This is a genomic window from Cohnella endophytica (assembly GCF_003628305.1).
Lineage (GTDB): Bacteria > Bacillota > Bacilli > Paenibacillales > Paenibacillaceae > Cohnella > Cohnella endophytica.
The window spans coordinates 132,359-148,018 of the sequence record NZ_RBZM01000002.1 but is presented as its reverse complement, the minus strand read 5'-3'; the positions used below and the strand labels follow the sequence as shown (position 1 = coordinate 148,018).

The window sequence follows — 15,660 nt, the reverse complement described above, 5'->3', positions numbered from 1 at the left end:
AGTATATGGAGCCGCCTAGACGGCGGCAGGGATGTACACACTAACGTTGGATTTACGGAAAGGATAGTTTTCATGAAACGTAAATTTTCGGATCGGGCCAATTGGCGGCGCATCTTAAAGAAAAGCTATGCTTGCATTCCGATGGACGAGCCGCACTTTAAGGGTTTCGTGACTTTGTACCGCATTCATGAACTGCGGGATCCGTTGTGGAAGGAGTACAACGGCCGGAGAATGTGTTTGGCGGATCGCGGTTATTTGTGGATGCAGCATTTTCCGCGCGGAGAGCATTTCGTCGTGACGACGATGTTCGACGATAAGGGGCAAGTCGTGCAGTGGTACATCGATATTTGCAAAATTCAAGGGCTGACCGATCAACAAGTGCCTTGGTTCGATGATCTGTACTTGGATATCGTCGTATTGCCTACGGGCGAGCGTTTGCTTCTGGATGAGGACGAACTGGAGGAAGCATTGGACGACGGTCAGATTACCGTCCGCGATTCCGCGATGGCCCAGAAGACGGCAGCGCGCTTATTAGAGCTGATGAACCAGAACAAATTCCCGTTTTTCGATCTTAGTTTATCTCATCGCAAACAACTGTTGGATAAACTGGGCTGGGAGAAAGGAACCGTCTGATGCGCGATTTCACGAGAGGGAGATTTGAATTGACTACGAACCTCTATTCTCCGAAAAGAAAGCGCAAGAAATGGCTGCGCGTCTTTTTCTGGGCGGCGGCGATCGGGTTCGTTGCGCTCGTCGCATGGTGCGCTTCCTTATATTACGTGATCACGCACTATGAAGGAACGGTCAGAGACGAGGTTTCCGTCTCGACTTCGGCGCGCGCGGATACGGGTATCGTCTTAGGTGCCACGTTATGGAATGACAAACCTAGTCCGGGGCTGCAAGAGCGATTGAACCTGGCTTTAAGATTGTATCGAGAAGGCGCGTTCGAGCATATTATCGTTACGGGCGGTCTCGACGATAACGGCGCCACGGTTACGGAAGCGGAAGGCATGAAAAGATATTTGCTTGAACAGGGCGTTCCGGAGTCGGCGATCATGGCCGAACCGCTATCTCGCAGTACTTACGAGAATCTGGTCAATTCGAGAAAGCTGATGGAAGATCAGGGATGGCGAACGGCTATTATCGTGACGCACAATTACCATGGGTCCAGAGCGGCGGATATCGCGAAGAAATTGGATTTTGCGCCCGTGCAGGTAGCCGTAACGAAGTCGACGGTTCTGAAAATGTCTTATCACAATACACGGGAAGTGCTGGCTTATACGAAATGGCTCGGGACTAAGCTCTTCCTATGACTAGCCGTCGGACGAACGGAATACATTGGTATTGCGGCAAATTCGTCGACTTAAGTGCTATGGGGTGAGGCGCGATGAACGTCAAATCGAGCGCATCGGAAGCAAAGGAAGCTACGGCCGCGAGCAAAAGGCCGTCGCGGCAAATCAATGTCGTGCTTAGGAATTCCGCGGATACGGATTCCGCGTCTAACTCGTTGCAATCGGCGGAAGCTGCAGGCAACGTCAAGTCGCTGCCCCAATCCGGCCCATGGGCCGAATGGCAGAAGGAACTGGACCGCATGATCGGCTTGGATAACGTCAAGGAACTCGTCTACGAGATTTATGCGTTGCTGCAGATTATGCAATATCGGAGCGAGGCTAGCTTACAGGCGCAAGCGCACGTCTATCATATGATTTTCAAAGGAAATCCCGGTACGGGAAAGACGACGGTGGCCAGATTGCTCGCTAAGCTTTTTCAGAGCATGGGGCTGCTGGCAAAGGGTCATCTCGTGGAGGTGGAACGGGCCGATCTCGTGGGCGAATATATCGGGCATACGGCGCAGAAAACGAGAGAGCTGGTCAAGAAATCGCTCGGCGGCGTATTGTTCGTGGACGAAGCCTATAGCTTGGCTCGCGGAGGAGAAAAGGATTTCGGCAAAGAAGCGATCGACACGCTCGTCAAAGCGATGGAGGATTATAAGAACCAATTCATCCTTATCCTCGCGGGATATACGGTCGAGATCGAGACGTTTTTGTTGACGAATCCGGGGTTGCCTTCGCGTTTTCCGATCCAGATGGAGTTCCCGGATTATTCGATCGACCAGCTCGTGCAGATTTCCGAAAGCATGACCAGAGACCGGGAGTACACGCTGCTCCCTCAGACGGTATTCAAGCTCAGGCAGCTAATTACCCAAGAAAAGTCGGATGCGGTGTACGATTTCAGCAACGCCCGATTTGTTCGCAACGTATTGGAACGGGCTATCCGTTACCAAGCCGTGCGTTTACTCTCGCAGCATCCGAACGGTTCCCCCGGACGCCAGGAGTTAATGTCGCTCCGTCCGGAGGACATTCGCGGTTTATAAGGTCGTCATGAGCTTAGAATTGACGTGAATCGCTTTGAGAAAGAGGGTTGCTTTTGAAACAAGCCACGTACGAAACGCAAGCCGGCGAGCAAGAAAAAGCCGTTCTCGTTAGTTTAGTGACCGACAAGGTTAAGAGAGCCGGAGCCGATCCGGTTCATTCTTTGGAAGAACTCGTCGCATTGGCGGATACGGCCGGCGTATCGGTCATCGGAACGGTAATGCAAAATCTCGACGTTCCGGACAAGAAGTATTTCGTCGGCAAAGGAAAGGCGCAGGAAATCCGCGCCCTTGCGGAAGAAACAGGCGCCGATACGGCGATATTCGATCAGGAACTTTCCGGAGCGCAGGTTCGGAATCTCGAGGAAGCTCTCGATATGAAAATCATCGATCGAACCCAGCTCATTCTGGACATCTTCGCCGGGCGCGCCAAGACGCGGGAAGGAATTCTTCAGGTCGAATTGGCGCAGCTGTCTTATTTGCTGCCGCGTTTATCCGGACATGGGATAAATCTCTCTCGTCTCGGCGGCGGAATCGGAACTAGAGGTCCCGGAGAGACGAAGTTGGAGATGGACAGAAGGCATATCCGGGATCGGATTACGGAGCTAAAGCGGCAACTTGAAGCGGTAACTGCCCATAGGACGCTGCATCGCGAGCGACGTCGCAAAGCCGGCGCCGTTCAAGTGGCGCTCGTCGGATATACGAACGCGGGCAAGTCGACGTTGCTAAGGCAGTTAACGGAAGCGGACGTGCTGGCGGAAAACAAGCTGTTCGCCACGCTGGATCCGACTTCGCGCAACTTGGAATTGCCGAGCGGCAAAGAGATCATTCTGACGGATACGGTCGGATTCATCCAGAACCTGCCGCATGATTTGGTGGCCGCTTTCCGCGCTACGCTCGAAGAAGCGGTCGAAGCCGATTTACTGCTGCATGTCGTAGACGCCTCGTCTCCGATGCTCGCGAGACAGATGAAGGTCGTCGAAGAGGTGCTGCAAGACCTGGGCGCCGGCGGTAAACCGACGATGATCGTGTATAACAAAATCGATTTGAGCTCGGAATCGGCGTTATCCATGATGACCGGAGGGTCGGACACGATACGCGTCAACGCTTTCGTCGAGCAAGATATGGCCCGGCTGCGCGTAGCGATCGAAGATCGGATTCTCGGCGAAGTAGCTCGTTACCGTATTCCGGCATCTAGAGGGGATCTAGCCGCGCTCGCCTATCGGGTCGGCGAGGTGACGGATTCCGATACGGACGAGGATTGGCTTCTCTTGACCGTTAGGCTGAACATGGCGGATATGGTGAAGTCGGGACGCGAGTTGGAGGACTTTCGCTTCATGGGGCAATAGACCGGAATCGTCGCTTAAGGGGAAAAGGAGAATAAGTGAGCAGCATGAGAGACAACATACATTCGGATTTCGATCGGCAATGGGAGCAATGGGCGGAAGAGGCCGAAGAGCAGGTCGCCGCGAGGTTCCGGACATTGGATCGAATCGTCGAGTTTAATCAAACCAAGGTTATTCGGGCATTTCAGAAGCATCGCGTCAGCGATTACCATTTCGCGGCTTCGACGGGATACGGCTATAACGACAGCGGACGGGAAGTTCTGGACCGGGTATACGCGGAAGTATTCGGAGCCGAAGCCGCGATCGTCAGACCGCATTTGGTATCGGGAACCGCTACGATATCGGCGGCTTTGTTCGGTTGTCTGCGTCCCGGCGACGAGCTTTTGTTCGTTACCGGCAAACCGTACGACACCTTGCATAAAGTCATCGGCAAACCGGGGGATGGCCTAGGCTCGCTGGCGGATTGGGGCGTTCGTACGGTCATCGTTCCTCTGCTGTCCGATGGCGGCGTCGATTGGGATGCGGTCGAAGCCGCGGTTACCGATCGCACGAAAGTATTCGCGATCCAACGTTCGCGGGGGTACGATTGGCGACCTTCGTTCACGGTGGAGCAGATCGGGGATATGGCAACGCGAATAAAAGCGTTGAAACCGGACGGCATCGTATTCGCGGACAATTGTTACGGCGAATTTACCGAGCGAATGGAGCCGACCGAGGTGGGGGTCGACCTGATCGCCGGTTCGCTCATCAAAAATCCGGGAGGCGGTCTTGCCGCCAGCGGCGGATATATCGCGGGCAAGGAGCGGCTGGTCGAGCTGGCCGCGTTCCGCATGACCGCGCCGGGTATCGGGGGCGAAGTAGGCGCCATGCTCGGCACGACGCGTTCGATCTATCAAGGTCTTTTCCTTGCACCGTTATTGGTGGGACAAGCAGTGAAGGGTAGCGTGTTCGCGGCGTCCATGTTCGCGAAGCTCGGCTTCGAAACCCACCCGAAGTGGGACGATCCGAGAACGGACTTGATTCAAGCGATCCGTTTCGCGGGAGCGGATCCTTTAGTGCATTTCGTGCAAGCCATCCAGAAGGCTGCAGCCGTCGACGCCCATGTCGTTCCTGAACCGTGGGATATGCCCGGTTACGAACATCCCGTTATTATGGCCGCGGGAACTTTCATTCAAGGCGGTAGCTTGGAGTTGTCGGCCGACGCCCCGGTACGGGAACCCTACATCGCTTACATGCAAGGAGGGCTTACTTACGCGCATGTGAAGTTTGCCGTAAGGCAAGCTTTGTCGGATTTCCGCGAACGCGGTTATTTGTAAGTTCCCTCTACACAAACCTTACATGCCTTGACATGTTTTGTGGTCGAGGTTACAATGAATGTGATTACAATTACAACAGGCTAGTTGGAAGGTTGGTATGACATGGGCGACGAGATTCGCAGGAATATGGCATTGTTTCCGATTGGCATCGTAATGAAGCTGACCGACTTGACCGCCCGCCAAATTCGGTATTACGAGCAGCACGAACTGATTCAACCGGCCCGTACAGACGGCAATCAACGCTTGTTTTCCTTCAATGACGTCGAACGCTTGATGGAAATCAAATCTTTGATCGAGAAGGGCGTTAACATTGCAGGGATCAAACAGGTGATGAATCCGGTAGGACTGGACGAAAATGACGGAACGATCATTAACGAAGTGTCCGAGGTCAAGCGGCGCGAGATGAGCGATTCTCAGCTTCATCGTATGCTGAAGCAGCAATTGATGGCAGGCAAACGGCCTGGTCAAGTCTCGCTCATCCAAGGCGAGCTTTCCCGGTTCTTCAAGAACAAATAATACGCTTACGAAGCATTCTAGGAGGCTGTCATGACCTACACTCGTGAAGATATTACGCGCATTGCCAAAGAACAGAACGTGAGGTTCATTCGTCTCCAATTTACGGATTTGCTCGGTTCGATCAAGAACGTGGAAATTCCGTTCAGCCAATTGGAGAAAGCGTTGGACAACAAAATGATGTTCGACGGCTCTTCGATCGAAGGATATGTCCGCATCGAAGAATCCGACATGTACTTGTATCCGGATTTGAGCACTTGGGTCGTGTTCCCGTGGGTGACGGAAAACCGGGTCGCCCGTCTTATTTGCGATGTCTATATGCCGGACGGCACTCCGTTCGCAGGAGATCCGCGCGGTATTCTGAAGCGTGCGCTAGAAGAAGCGGAAGAAATGGGTTATACGACGATGAACGTCGGTCCCGAACCGGAATTTTTCCTGTTCCAGACGGACGATAAAGGCAATCCGACGACCGAACTGAACGACCAAGGCGGCTACTTCGACTTGGCTCCGACCGATCTCGGGGAAAATTGCCGCAGGGATATCGTGCTTGTACTGGAAGAGATGGGCTTCGAGATCGAAGCGTCTCACCACGAAGTGGCGCCGGGACAGCATGAAATCGACTTCAAATATGCGTCCGCCATCAAAGCGGCCGACCAGATCCAGACGTTTAAGCTTGTCGTGAAGACGATCGCGCGCCAGCATGGCTTGCATGCGACCTTCATGCCGAAGCCGCTGTTCGGAATGAACGGATCCGGCATGCACTGTCACCAATCGTTGTTCAAAGGCAACGAGAACTCGTTCTATGACGCGAACGATAAGCTTGGTTTAAGCACGGTAGCTCGCCAGTACATGGCCGGCGTTCTGAGACATGCTCGCGGATTCGCCGCGATCACGAACCCGACGGTTAACTCGTACAAACGTCTCGTTCCCGGCTATGAAGCGCCTTGTTACGTAGCTTGGTCCGCGAGCAATCGCAGTCCGATGATTCGTATTCCGGCATCCCGCGGATTGAGCACGCGCGTCGAGGTCCGCAACCCGGATCCGGCAGCTAACCCTTACTTGGCGCTTGCCGTTATGCTTAAAGCAGGTTTGGACGGAATTAAGAACAAAATGGCGATTCCGGCTCCGGTAGACCGCAATATCTACGTCATGAGCGAAGAAGAACGGATAGACTCCGGTATTCCAAGCTTGCCGATCAACCTCAAAGAAGCGTTGACGGAAATGCTGCGCGACGATGTCGTCTGCGATGCGCTCGGAGATCACGCGTTAAGCCACTTCTACGAGTTAAAAGAAATCGAGTGGGACATGTATCGGACGCAAGTTCACCAATGGGAACGCGATCAGTACCTCACGATGTATTAATAAGTTTGTTTTCGGGCCTCAAACTCGCGCTTATCGCGGGTTTGGGGCTTTTATTTTTTTCTTTTCTTGCCAAGCCTTGCTCATTCGGTGTTGTAATACGCTCGCGGCGTCTTACAGCCGACAATAGGAAAGGAAAAAAACTGAAATACGCTTAATCTGGTCTTTATGCAGGGATGGAGCTTCGGAAAGGCGGGGAGGTAAGCGGATATTAGTGTGATAATTACATGAGTGGAACATATGTTCGGCAAGTCGTTTTATTATAAGGAATAAAAACAAAAGACCTCCGACTTCGCCAAGGGCGGAGAAGGAGGTCTTGGCCATTGTTGGAATAGCCCGCTTACATTACGGAACGAATTAAGCCGATGACTTTGCCAAGGATGCTCACGTTCGGGAGCCTGATTGGCTCCATGCTGGAGTTCTCGGGCTGTAGACGGATGTGATCCCGTTCTTTGTAGAACGTCTTGACCGTCGCTTCGTTCTCTTCGGTCATAGCGACGACGATGTCGCCGTTCGTGGCTGTGGGTTGCTGGCGTACGATGACGTAGTCTCCATTATGAATGCCGGCTTCGATCATGCTGTCGCCTTGGACCGATAACATGAATACCGGCTGATCGCCAACCATGTTAATAGGAAGCGGATAATATTCTTCGATGTTCTCGGTTGCCGTAATCGGTACGCCGGCGGTAACTTTACCGAGCAACGGAATCGGACGGACCGATGAAGAAATTTTGTAAATACCGTTTTCCTCGTCATCGAGAATCTCGATTGCGCGAGGCTTCGTCGGATCCCGGCGAATCAAGCCTTTCTTCTCCAAGCGGTCGAGATGACCGTGGACGGTGGAACTGGACGCAAGGCCGACAGCTTCCCCGATTTCCCTTACGGAAGGGGGATAACCTTTGTCGCGTACCTCGTTCTTAATGAATTCGAGTATGGAATTCTGGCGATTGGACATCTTGGACACGCCAAACCCTCCCTATGTATTAGCTCATGATGACAAATTATAACACAGAACCCGAGTTCGCACAAACATTCGTTCTACAGAACAAATGTTCCAAATTTTGTTGACAGGTACATACGTTCGTGTTACGATTGCATCAAGACGAGAACAAACGTTTGGGGGCGCTTTTCATGACACACACTTGGGTTTCATCTCAAGCCGCAGCTGTTCCTACTACATATCATTCCGGTTCGTTCGCATCGCGACGTTCTATCGGTGTTCATAAACGACAAGAGAACGCCAACAATTGGAAATTCGCCAGGGGCCTGTTCTTCCTGTTTGCTTTTCTGATTCTCTTTAGCGGCTTCACTCTTGTACATACGTTCGCATCTTCGGGCGAAGTTGCTCACGCGTCTTCCAATGAGATCGTTATTACAGTCGACACAGGGGATACGATGTGGCAGCTTGCCAGAGCTTATAAGAAAGATTCTATGGATACGAGGCAGGCGGTTCATGAAATCGCCAAACGCAACGGATTATCTAATACAACCGTTCGCGTCGGTCAATCGTTAATCCTACCGGAACGGATATTACCTTAAAGAGTGAACCTTTCAAGCGTTTTCCATTTGCGGGACAGACCGAATTCGTTCGGTCTTTTTTGTGTGTTCGCTTTTCTTGACAACCTGTCCGCGGAAGTGGCAAAGTAGAGGAGGTAATGAAAGGAGAGTGTACGAAAATGGAATGGGAACAATTGATTAACCGAATTAACGAACTATCCCGTAAAAATAAAGCCGAAGGCTTGAACGCTAGCGAGATTGCTGAACGGGCAACTCTCCGGAGGAAATATCTCGACACGTTTAAACAAAATTTCCGTCAAGAGCTCGATCGCATCGAGATCGTTGACGAAGAGCCGAAGCTGAGACACTAAGGGAGTCACGCATTTCCATGCGAACGTTATGGTAATCCTTACGTCAAGTAATGTACCTGCGAAATCGCATGGCGAAGTTTGCTGTATATATAAGGAGGAAGTTTATGTCCCGTTCTTGGGAACGTATGGTCACGAAAAACTCGAAACAAATTAACAAACGTCGGAAGAAAGAAGGAAAAAAGGGATTTAGCCCGAATGCGCCCCAGGTGGATCGTTTTAAGGGACGTAATTACGTGATTCCGATCCTGCTCGTAATGCTGATCGTTCTGTATGTCACGTTAGCTCAACCATGGTCGGATAACTTCCTGCAAGACAAGACGATGTTCTGGGTAACGATCGGATGTTATGTCGTGCTGGCCGTATTCTATTATTTGCGCCGGCCATACCTAAGCGTCACTCGAGATACGCTTGAGACTCGTAAGTTCACGGGTTACAAGACCTTGCGTCCTACGGAAATTCGCAAAATCGTCATTCAGCCGGGCTACGTGATCGTCGAGTCGGTCAAAGGCGCTAACTGGGTATTCTCGCGTCTGATGAACCGTTACCCGGTCTCGCAGATGGAAGCACGGTTGAAGACTTTCGCGGAATTAAATCATATCGATTGGGAAGTAAAAGCCAAGTGAGGAGAACGCACAATGTCGGTTAAGGCCGTACTTTTTGATCTGGACGATACTTTATTATGGGACGACCGCAGCGTTAGCGAAGCTTTCAAAGATACTTGCCGTCTGGCCGCAGCGGAAGCAGGCGTGAACGAAGAGGAACTCGAAGCTTCCGTGCGCCGTGAAGCGAGAGCGCTTTACGAATCCTTTGACACTTTTTCTTTTACCCAAATGATCGGAATTAACCCCTTTGAAGCCTTGTGGGGCAAATTCGAACGCGGAGATCATCCGATGTTTAGAAAGCTGCAGCAGTTAGCGCCGGAATATCGCATTCAAGCATGGACGAATGGATTGGCGGCTCTCGGAGTCGATCATCCCGAGCTCGGCCGGAAGCTGGCGGAATGGTTCCCGGCTCAACGCCGCAAGCTCAAGTATGTATATGAAGAAACGTTCGCCGTTCTTGACGAGCTCAAAGGCAAGTACAAGCTATTGCTGTTGACGAACGGCTCTCCGGATTTGCAGCAGGAGAAGCTGGACGGCATGCCGGATCTCATTCCTTATTTCGATTCGATCGTCATTTCCGGCAACTTCGGCGAAGGGAAACCTTCTTCCAAGTTGTTCGCGCATGCGATGGAGCAAATCGGCATTACTCCGGAAGAAGGCGTTATGGTAGGCGACAAGCTGACGACCGATATTCTCGGCGCGAACCGGATCGGCATGACTTCCGTGTGGATCAATCGCCACGGCGCCGTTCGTAACGACGAAATCATCCCTTCCTACGAGATCCAAAGCCTTCAAGGTTTACTCGATCTTTTGCCAAAGCTGCGATAATAAACGAAAAGCGCTCCCGCGGGAGCGCTTTTGCTTTACTTTATTAAGGACCACGATTCAAATTATTTCACAAAAGCAGGGTCTTCGAACGGATCCGCTACCCAACCGGCCGGCTCGATGAAGAGGCGAACGGCAACGATTGCTTTGTTGTCCATTAACGTGAAGAAGTGCGGTTGGCCTTCCGGAACGGAAATGACGTCGCCCGCGCTTAATTCGACGTCGAAGTAGCCCGTTTCGTCGTCGCCTTTAATAATGAAGATTCCGCGTCCGGCCGTAATGGCACGCACTTCGTCTTCGGTGTGCGTATGCACTTGCTCGAACTTCTTCAGAATTTCGGGCAAGTTCGGCGTCGCTTCGGACAACGCTACGATATCCCATACCTTATATCCGCGGCGATCGGCGAGATCGCGAATCTCCGAATCGTAAGTAGACAAGATTTCGCCCTTATCGTCGTCCGACAGCGTGAACTTATCGTTAAGATGAGCAGGAAGCTTGCTTGCATCCCAGTGTTCGTACAATACGTTTTGTTTCGTCAGAAAGGATAGCACTTCGCCTTCGTTCGAGATCCGTTCGTTCGTGTTACGGATGCGAATTTCTGCCATCGTTAATCCCTCATTTCCCAATATGAATTTATGCCTTTATTATAGTCCAATTCCCTAAAGCTGTCGATGTGCATCTTTTCGTCCTGTAATAGTTCTGGTACTATAGAGTTTAATGATTTGACAGACAGGGGAAGAGACTCCACTATGACTTTAACGCAAAAGAAACCGTCTCTGCAAGAGGCACTGGCTTCGAGAATATTGATCTTGGACGGCGCGATGGGAACGATGATCCAGCAAGCGAATTTGACCGCTGACGACTTCGGCGGCGACGATCTGGACGGATGCAACGAAATTCTCGTGCTTACTCGTCCGGACGTTATTTCTACCATACATGAAGCGTACCTTGAAGCGGGTTCCGACATTATCGAGACGAATACTTTCGGCGCGACCGCCATCGTGCTCGCGGAATACGATATCCCGGAAAAAGCGAGGGAAATCAATCTCGCGGCCGCAAAGCTGGCTAGGGACGCTTGCGATAAATATTCGACGCCGGACAAGCCGCGTTTCGTCGCGGGCGCTCTGGGACCGACTACGAAGACGTTGTCCGTCACGGGTGGCGTCACGTTCGATCAATTGATTAAGGATTACGAAGAGCAGGTATTGGCTCTGATCGAAGGCGGTTCCGATTGCATTCTCATCGAGACTTGCCAAGATACGTTAAATGTCAAGGCGGCTAGCATCGGGGTGCGCCAAGCGTTCGCCAAAAGCGGCATAGTGCTGCCGATCATGATCAGCGGTACGATCGAGCCGATGGGAACGACGCTTGCCGGTCAGAACATCGAATCCTTCTATATCTCGCTTGAGCATCTGAATCCGGTATCGATCGGTTTGAATTGCGCGACGGGACCGGAGTTTATGCGCGATCATATCCGGACGCTGTCCGGCATCGCCAAGTCAGCGGTCAGCTGTTATCCGAATGCCGGTCTGCCGGACGAGAACGGCCACTATCACGAATCCCCGGATTCGCTCGCCAAAAAAATGAAAGGCTTTGCCGAGCAAGGCTGGATTAATGTGGCGGGAGGTTGCTGCGGAACGACGCCGGCGCATATTAAGGCGATCGCCGAAGTGATGCAGGAGCTTAAGCCTCGACGTATCGAAGGAGAGCACCCGCCGGCGGTATCGGGCATCGAGACGGTATATATCGAGAACGAGAACCGTCCGTATATGGTCGGGGAGCGAACGAACGTTCTGGGCTCGCGGAAATTCAAACGGCTCATCGCGGAAGGCAAGTACGAGGAAGCCTCCGAGATTGCCAGAGCCCAGGTGAAAACCGGGGCGCACGTCATCGATATCTGCTTGCAAGACCCGGACAGGGAAGAGTCGATCGATATGAAGCAATTCCTGGAGTTTGCCACGAAAAAGGTAAAAGTTCCGTTCATGGTCGATACGACGGACGCGGCGGTAATCGAGATGTCGCTGAAATATATTCAAGGAAAGTCGATTATTAACTCCATTAACCTTGAAGACGGCGAAGAGAAATTCGAGAAGGTCGTTCCGATTCTGCATCGCTACGGTTCGGCCGTTGTCGTCGGAACGATCGACGAGCGCGGACAAGCGATCACGCGGGAAGATAAACGAGAAGTGGCCATCCGTTCGCACGACCTGCTCGTGAACAAGTACGGACTCAAATCCGAAGACTTGATCTTCGATCCGCTTGTATTCCCCGTCGGTACCGGAGACGAGCAATACATCGGCTCCGCCAAGGAAACGATCGAAGGCATTCGTCTCATTAAATCGGCGCTGCCTAAGGTTCATACGATTCTCGGCATAAGCAACATCTCCTTCGGTTTGCCGGAGGCGGGACGCGAAGTTTTGAACTCCGTGTTCCTATACGAATGTACGAAAGCCGGCCTAGACTATGCGATCGTAAACACCGAAAAGCTGGAACGCTATGCCTCCATTCCGGAGCACGAACGCAAGCTGTCCGAGGAACTGCTATACAATACGAACGACGAGACGTTAGCGGCGTTCGTGGCTGCATTCCGGGATAAGAAGGTCGAGAAAAAGGTTAAAGTAGAAAACCTTTCGCTCGAGGAGCGCTTATCTAATTACGTCGTCGAAGGTAGTAAAGAGGGTTTAGCGCCCGACTTGGACGAAGCGCTAACCAAATACGCGCCTCTGGACATTATCAACGGGCCGCTTATGGCCGGCATGTCCGAAGTCGGAAGATTGTTCAACAACAACGAGTTGATCGTGGCCGAGGTGCTTCAAAGCGCGGAAGTCATGAAGGCGTCCGTCGCCCAGCTTGAGCCGCACATGGAGAAAGCCGATTCCGCCGTCAAAGGCAAAATCATGCTCGCGACCGTCAAAGGCGACGTGCACGATATCGGCAAAAACCTGGTCGAGATCATTTTGTCCAATAACGGGTACAAGATCATCAATCTCGGCATCAAAGTACCGCCGGATCAGATCATTGAAGCCGCGCGAAGGGAAAATCCCGACGCAATCGGTTTGTCCGGATTGCTCGTCAAATCCGCGCAACAGATGGTCATCACGGCGCAGGATTTGCGCAGCGCCGGCATCGACGCTCCGATACTCGTCGGAGGCGCGGCGCTAACCCGCAAATTCACGAAAAACCGCATCGCGCCGGAATACGATGGCGTCGTTCTCTACGCGAAGGATGCTATGGACGGCCTCGATATCGCGAACAAGCTTAGCGATCCGGGTCACCGCGCTCGCATCATCGAAGATCATTGGGCGGCGCAGGCGAAGCTGGCCGAAGAGCTCGACAAGCCGGAGAAGGAGCTTCCGGAGCCGTCCAGGGCCCGTCGTTCCAACATTAATCCGGACGCGCCGGTCTTTACTCCGCCGGATTACGAGCGTCACGTGCTTCGCGACTATCCAATGCCTCACGTCTTGCCATACGTGAACTTGCAGATGCTGCTTGGACATCATCTTGGTCTGAAAGGCAACGTCGAAGAACTGCTGGCGGCAGGCGACGAGCGTACCGTGAATCTTAAGGAAACGGTCGACGACATCATGAAGCAATCCCAGACGCAAGGTTGGCTGAACCCGCAAGCGATGTACCGGTTTTTCCCGGCGCAGTCCGAAGGCAACGACATTCTGATCTACGATCCGGAAGACAAGAGCCGTGTGCTTCATCGTTTCACGTTCCCGCGCCAACAGGTCGAGCCTTTCCTGTGCTTGTCCGACTTCCTTAAACCCGTGGATAGCGGCATTATGGATAGCGTAGGTTTCCTTGTCGTTACCGCTGGACAAGGAGCTCGCGAGCAAGGGGAGAAGTGGAAGGAAAGCGGAGATTACCTGCGCTCGCATGCTTTGCTGGCGACGGCTCTCGAGGTTGCCGAAGGATTAGCCGAACGCGTGCATCAAATCATGCGCGACAACTGGGGCTTCCCGGATCCGGCGGACATGACGATGAAGAAGCGTTTCGGGGCCCGTTACCAAGGCATTCGCGTTTCTTTCGGATATCCCGCGTGCCCGGATCTGGAAGATCAAGGTCCGCTGTTCGCGCTCATGAAACCCGAGGATATCGGCATTCACTTGACCGAAGGCTTCATGATGGAACCGGAAGCCTCCGTCTCCGCGATGGTGTTCTCGCATCCGGAAGCCCAGTACTTTAACGTCGAGAAAGCATAATATCCCATCTGTCGCTTAGAAATCCCCGTACCGGAAACGGCATTAGCCGAACCGTACGGGGATTTCGGCGATTTTACGCCGCGTTGATCTCCCCCGAACGCTCGCCCGTTATGCTATAGAAAACGGAAACGAAAGGGGAGAGCCCTTATGGATACCGGGTCTCATCTATTGTTCGGAGCCACATTAGCCGGTTTGGCATTCGTCTTTCCCGCGGTTTCGTCCGATCCTCAGCTTGCGGCCGCGGCCTTGACGGTCTCGTTGGTCGGGTCTCATGCGCCCGATCTCGATTCGGTCACCCGCCTGTTCGGCAACGACGTTTATTTGAAGCTTCATCGCAGCTATAGTCATTCCGTGGCCGCATGGCCGTTATGGGCCGTCGCGATCGGATCGCTGGCAGCATGGGCTTGGGGCGCAGGGGAACATTGGGCGCTGCTATGCGGCGTGGCCTTGGCGGCGGTCGTCCTGCACGTCGCTTTCGATTATACGAACGCTTACGGCGTACAAAGCTTGTTGCCCTTTAACAAGGAATGGCATCATCTGGACGCGCTCGTATTAACGGATCCTTTTCTCGTCTTCATCCATGCGGGCGCGGTTATGATCTCCCTATCGAACGGATTAGCGGATCCCGCGCTGCCTTGCGGAGTCGCTTGGGCTGTCTCGATCGTCTATATCGGATGGAGAGCGTTGCATCATCGGCTAATCGTCCGAAGAATTCGCAGGAGGTTCAGGCGTTGGCGAGCGGTTCATGTGTTGCCGGGTTTATGGTGGTATCGCTGGCAGTACGTCGTACAAACCGATACCGGACACGAAATGGGCGAAATCTCGGGCCGAAGAATACTTCCATCCGAAAGTCTTCCTTTCGGAGAGTCGCACGCCTGCATCGAAGCGACCCGCAACGCCTCTTCCGTCAGAACGTTGCTTGGGTATGCGAAACGTCAGCATGCGAGCTGGACTTCGCTTCCGGGCGGAGGATATCGGGTAACTTGGACGGATCTTCGATTCTGGCGGCCGGGGAAGCTTCCATATCGCGCCGAGGTGTGGCTGGACGACCAGTTCAACGTGAGGCGGGAATGCATCGGTTGGCATAAGAAAGCGTGGGAGGCACCTTACGTTTGATCGAATGAAACTCGACTTCACGACCGTTCTCCCTCTTCGGAAGAACGGTTTGTTATTTCCGGAATAGTTTCCCGGGAAAGCGCAGGAGCCGACACGATTTGTCGCAATTGGCTTGATCTTCGGAGATAGAGCAGATTGT

At 52.8% G+C, this 15,660-nt stretch carries 15 protein-coding genes; 13 read left to right on the top strand and 2 right to left on the bottom strand.

Annotated elements, in window-relative coordinates:
• Positions 1–72 precede the first annotated feature (72 nt).
• The 7 genes from D7Z26_RS02830 to glnA all read left to right on the top strand — a co-directional run bounded on the left by D7Z26_RS02830 (position 73) and on the right by glnA (position 6,908).
• Positions 73–633, top strand: a complete 561-nt coding sequence (locus tag D7Z26_RS02830) for a DUF402 domain-containing protein (protein ID WP_120974555.1) — start codon at positions 73–75, stop codon at positions 631–633.
• A gap of 29 nt (positions 634–662) precedes the next feature.
• Positions 663–1,313, top strand: coding sequence for a YdcF family protein (locus D7Z26_RS02825; RefSeq protein ID WP_158602165.1), 651 nt, complete (start codon positions 663–665; stop codon positions 1,311–1,313).
• A 74-nt stretch (positions 1,314–1,387) separates the two neighbouring features.
• A complete protein-coding gene (locus D7Z26_RS02820) occupies positions 1,388–2,374 on the top strand; it encodes an AAA family ATPase (RefSeq protein WP_120974553.1) in 987 nt (328 codons plus the stop codon).
• A gap of 53 nt (positions 2,375–2,427) precedes the next feature.
• Positions 2,428–3,720, top strand: a complete 1,293-nt coding sequence (gene hflX / locus D7Z26_RS02815) for a GTPase HflX (protein WP_120974552.1) — start codon at positions 2,428–2,430, stop codon at positions 3,718–3,720.
• A 44-nt stretch (positions 3,721–3,764) separates the two neighbouring features.
• The gene (locus tag D7Z26_RS02810; protein WP_120974551.1) at positions 3,765–5,033 is read left to right on the top strand and encodes a methionine gamma-lyase family protein; all 1,269 of its coding nucleotides are present in this window, start codon (positions 3,765–3,767) and stop codon (positions 5,031–5,033) included.
• A gap of 102 nt (positions 5,034–5,135) precedes the next feature.
• On the top strand, positions 5,136–5,549 hold the full coding sequence (locus tag D7Z26_RS02805; protein ID WP_120974550.1) for a MerR family transcriptional regulator: 414 nt from the start codon (positions 5,136–5,138) through the stop codon (positions 5,547–5,549).
• 30 nt (positions 5,550–5,579) lie between these two features.
• Entirely contained in the window at positions 5,580–6,908 is a 1,329-nt protein-coding gene (gene glnA / locus D7Z26_RS02800; protein ID WP_120974549.1) for a type I glutamate--ammonia ligase, read from the top strand.
• Positions 6,909–7,245: 337 nt separating this feature from the next.
• Here glnA and lexA read toward each other — a convergent pair whose 3' ends face one another.
• Positions 7,246–7,869, bottom strand: a complete 624-nt coding sequence (lexA, locus tag D7Z26_RS02795) for a transcriptional repressor LexA (protein ID WP_120974548.1) — start codon at positions 7,867–7,869, stop codon at positions 7,246–7,248.
• Positions 7,870–8,036: 167 nt separating this feature from the next.
• On the opposite strand from lexA, the gene yneA reads away from it, so the two are divergent.
• The 4 genes from yneA (at position 8,037) to D7Z26_RS02775 (ending at position 10,203) form a co-directional block, all read left to right on the top strand.
• Positions 8,037–8,444, top strand: coding sequence for a cell division suppressor protein YneA (gene yneA / locus D7Z26_RS02790; RefSeq protein ID WP_120974547.1), 408 nt, complete (start codon positions 8,037–8,039; stop codon positions 8,442–8,444).
• Positions 8,445–8,581: 137 nt separating this feature from the next.
• On the top strand, positions 8,582–8,773 hold the full coding sequence (locus tag D7Z26_RS02785; protein ID WP_120974546.1) for a DUF896 domain-containing protein: 192 nt from the start codon (positions 8,582–8,584) through the stop codon (positions 8,771–8,773).
• A 104-nt stretch (positions 8,774–8,877) separates the two neighbouring features.
• A complete protein-coding gene (locus D7Z26_RS02780; protein ID WP_120974545.1) occupies positions 8,878–9,396 on the top strand; it encodes a hypothetical protein in 519 nt (172 codons plus the stop codon).
• A 12-nt stretch (positions 9,397–9,408) separates the two neighbouring features.
• On the top strand, positions 9,409–10,203 hold the full coding sequence (locus D7Z26_RS02775) for an HAD family hydrolase (protein ID WP_120974544.1): 795 nt from the start codon (positions 9,409–9,411) through the stop codon (positions 10,201–10,203).
• A 62-nt stretch (positions 10,204–10,265) separates the two neighbouring features.
• Here D7Z26_RS02775 and D7Z26_RS02770 read toward each other — a convergent pair whose 3' ends face one another.
• Complete coding sequence (locus D7Z26_RS02770; protein ID WP_120974543.1) at positions 10,266–10,805, bottom strand: cupin domain-containing protein; 540 nt, start codon at positions 10,803–10,805, stop codon at positions 10,266–10,268.
• Between the two features lie 144 nt (positions 10,806–10,949).
• Between D7Z26_RS02770 and metH the strand changes: the two genes are divergently transcribed.
• The gene (gene metH / locus D7Z26_RS02765) at positions 10,950–14,405 is read left to right on the top strand and encodes a methionine synthase (protein ID WP_120974542.1); all 3,456 of its coding nucleotides are present in this window, start codon (positions 10,950–10,952) and stop codon (positions 14,403–14,405) included.
• A 147-nt stretch (positions 14,406–14,552) separates the two neighbouring features.
• The gene (locus tag D7Z26_RS02760) at positions 14,553–15,521 is read left to right on the top strand and encodes a metal-dependent hydrolase (protein ID WP_120974541.1); all 969 of its coding nucleotides are present in this window, start codon (positions 14,553–14,555) and stop codon (positions 15,519–15,521) included.
• Positions 15,522–15,660: the final 139 nt, after the last annotated feature.

Coding starts and splice junctions, on each gene's coding strand:
- D7Z26_RS02830 (WP_120974555.1), top strand. CDS start 73: ATGAAACGTAAATTTTCGGATCGGGCCAATTGGCGGCGCATCTTAAAG.
- D7Z26_RS02760 (WP_120974541.1), top strand. CDS start 14,553: ATGGATACCGGGTCTCATCTATTGTTCGGAGCCACATTAGCCGGTTTG.
- D7Z26_RS02780 (WP_120974545.1), top strand. CDS start 8,878: ATGTCCCGTTCTTGGGAACGTATGGTCACGAAAAACTCGAAACAAATT.
- D7Z26_RS02785 (WP_120974546.1), top strand. CDS start 8,582: ATGGAATGGGAACAATTGATTAACCGAATTAACGAACTATCCCGTAAA.
- D7Z26_RS02805 (WP_120974550.1), top strand. CDS start 5,136: ATGGGCGACGAGATTCGCAGGAATATGGCATTGTTTCCGATTGGCATC.
- glnA (WP_120974549.1), top strand. CDS start 5,580: ATGACCTACACTCGTGAAGATATTACGCGCATTGCCAAAGAACAGAAC.
- metH (WP_120974542.1), top strand. CDS start 10,950: ATGACTTTAACGCAAAAGAAACCGTCTCTGCAAGAGGCACTGGCTTCG.
- D7Z26_RS02810 (WP_120974551.1), top strand. CDS start 3,765: ATGAGAGACAACATACATTCGGATTTCGATCGGCAATGGGAGCAATGG.
- D7Z26_RS02775 (WP_120974544.1), top strand. CDS start 9,409: ATGTCGGTTAAGGCCGTACTTTTTGATCTGGACGATACTTTATTATGG.
- yneA (WP_120974547.1), top strand. CDS start 8,037: ATGACACACACTTGGGTTTCATCTCAAGCCGCAGCTGTTCCTACTACA.
- D7Z26_RS02820 (WP_120974553.1), top strand. CDS start 1,388: ATGAACGTCAAATCGAGCGCATCGGAAGCAAAGGAAGCTACGGCCGCG.
- D7Z26_RS02770 (WP_120974543.1), bottom strand. CDS start 10,805: ATGGCAGAAATTCGCATCCGTAACACGAACGAACGGATCTCGAACGAA.